This window comes from Acetobacter sp. DmW_136 (assembly GCF_008690365.1).
GTDB classification, from domain to species: domain Bacteria; phylum Pseudomonadota; class Alphaproteobacteria; order Acetobacterales; family Acetobacteraceae; genus Acetobacter; species Acetobacter oryzifermentans.
In genome coordinates, this window is the sequence record NZ_VHON01000098.1 from 1 (window position 1) to 844 (window position 844).

Below are 844 nucleotides of genomic sequence, written 5' to 3' on the forward strand. Positions count from 1 at the left end.
CACCGGAATGGTGATCAGAAAGATGATCAGCAGCACCAGCATCACATCCACAAGCGGTGTGGTGTTGATGGCGGAGACGACGTCGTCTTCTCCGCCACTATCGCCAATCTGCATGCCCATAAGCGCTCTCCTTAGCCTTGACCTGACCGATTATCCGACGCGGTTGGATACCGTGGCTGTGGTGGGGGAGTTGTCCGGACGCACCTCAATCTGCTCTGCAGCCGCACCGTGGCGCACACCCCCGATTAGGATGGACTGCAGGTCAGATGCAAAGTCACGCACCAGATCCATGGCTGTCTTGTTGCGGCGCACCAGCAGGTTGTAGCCCAGAACGGCCGGCACGGCGGTTGCCAGACCAATGGCCGTCATGATCAGGGATTCACCCACAGGCCCCGCCACCTTGTCGATGGATGCCTGACCGGCAATGCCGATAGCTGTCAACGCGTGGTAGATCCCCCACACCGTGCCGAACAGACCAATGAACGGAGAGGTGGAGCCCACCGTGCCCAAAAAGGCCAGACCCTTTTGCAGGCTGTTCTGGATGTTGTTCACCGCGCGCTGAATGGACATGCCTGTCCAGCTATGCAGATCAATGCTTTCCTGCATCGTGCCTTCATGGTGCTCGGCCGCCACAATGCCGGTATCGGCAATATAGCGGAATGGGGATGTGGAGGTGAGAGCCGAAGCGCCTTCCTGAATGCTGTGTTTGGTCCAGAAGCTTTTGGTGGCTTCCTTGGCGGCGGCAAACAGGCGGGCCTGCTCAATGAACTTGGTGATCATGATATACCATGTGCCCAAAGACATGATGAGCATGATCAGCAGCACGCCGCGGGCGATGATATCA

2 protein-coding genes are annotated in these 844 nt (G+C 57.9%); both read right to left on the reverse strand.

What is annotated here, in order from left to right:
- Positions 1–120, reverse strand: a 120-nt coding sequence (locus FKW31_RS15845) for a biopolymer transporter ExbD (protein WP_193562099.1), incomplete at its 3' end; no start/stop codon positions are given.
- A gap of 30 nt (positions 121–150) precedes the next feature.
- Positions 151–844 (reverse strand): MotA/TolQ/ExbB proton channel family protein (locus tag FKW31_RS15850; protein WP_150179064.1); only part of this gene is annotated, 694 nt, incomplete at its 5' end.